This is a genomic window from Empedobacter brevis (assembly GCF_965118635.1).
Taxonomy (GTDB): Bacteria; Bacteroidota; Bacteroidia; order Flavobacteriales; family Weeksellaceae; genus Empedobacter; species Empedobacter brevis_A.
Genome location: NZ_CBCPHV010000032.1, coordinates 1 through 1,319 on the forward strand (window position 1 = coordinate 1; position 1,319 = coordinate 1,319).

Consider the following 1,319-nt stretch of genomic DNA (forward strand, 5'->3'; position numbering starts at 1 on the left):
AATTCAAATTAATAAATTATGAATAAAGCAGATGTTAATCAAACAGGCGGTTTACGTCTTGATACAGATATATTAGAATTTGCATTTGATGCACCCAAAATAACTCAACTATTAGGCTATTTAGCTCACGATTTAGCAATTATCAATGGTTGTACAGAAAACAATAATGTTGTGAATAATGGAACCGTGTTCATCAATGGCGAAATTCTTCCTTTTAAGCAATCAGCTAAAGGAAATACAGTTGTTATTGTCGAAAAGAAAACAAAGCGAGCGTTTAAAACTGGGCAAAATAAAGATGTTTTAATTGAACGTTGGGTTGAGTTTGGCGTTTCGACCAAATCTTACAATTGGGCTGATTTTTATCGCGTGAAATCTATTAAACAATTAGAACTTGATCTAGCACAAAAAGTAGGATTGCAAGCTTTTAATTCATTGCTGACTCGTGTAGAAAAATTAGAATTATTCGCTCGTCCTTTCGCTCAAGGTGGCTCGATGGTATTTTGGAATAAACCCGCAGATCAAATTCCTGAAGGATGGCGCGAAGTCGAAGATTGGCGTGGCAGAATGCCAATGGGTTTAAATCCTGATGATGAAGATTTCGCATTTATTGGTGTTAAAAAAGGCTCTAAAACAACAACTTTATCTGTTCAAAATTTACCACCACATACACATAAATTTAAAAAACCAACCATTCCATTATCATTTGGACCAAAAGGAGGTCGTGAAGGTTATTATGTGAATCAAACAGAAAATGAGAGTTATACAGAATCTGTTGGTAGTGGTGAAGCTTTTTCAATAATCCCACCTGTTAAAATCGTATTATTTATTGAACCAATTATCTAATTATGGCAAATTTAAATCAAACAATCGCTCCATTAAGTACCATTATTGGTTGGTTTGCTGAAGATGCACAGCCAACTAATGTGCAATTTGAAACGACTTGGAAATCGTTTTTCCACAAGTCAGAAAATATTCCTGTTGAACAAATCTATCAGTTAACTGATGTGTTAAATAATAAAGCTGAACGAGAGCATCTGCATTTGGATTTAGCAAAACGAGATGGTTCTAATTTAGATGTTGATGATATTAATGGATTGAAAGAAGTATTAGGCGTGGCTTTAGCTGCTAATGGAATTATCAATAATATTGAACCAACTATTACGTCTGAAGATGCAAATGTATTGCAGGATGGTATTTATAAGCCAAAAACAACAGGTGTTTATACTTCAATTGGATTAACAGCAAAAGAGAATTATACGACGTTATTTAAGAAGTTAGATGGTGTTTGGAGTATTTTTAGTGAGGAAGAGTTGCCTATT

Annotated in this window: 2 protein-coding genes; both read left to right on the forward strand. The window is 33.8% G+C overall.

Features of this window, described 5'->3' with window-relative positions; translation table 11 throughout:
- Nucleotides 1–18 precede the first annotated feature (18 nt).
- Nucleotides 19–843, forward strand: coding sequence for a hypothetical protein (locus ACMHJW_RS14625; protein WP_413534139.1), 825 nt, complete (start codon nt 19–21; stop codon nt 841–843).
- Nucleotides 844–845: 2 nt separating this feature from the next.
- On the forward strand, nt 846–1,319 hold a 474-nt coding region (locus ACMHJW_RS14630), incomplete at its 3' end, for a hypothetical protein (protein WP_413534140.1).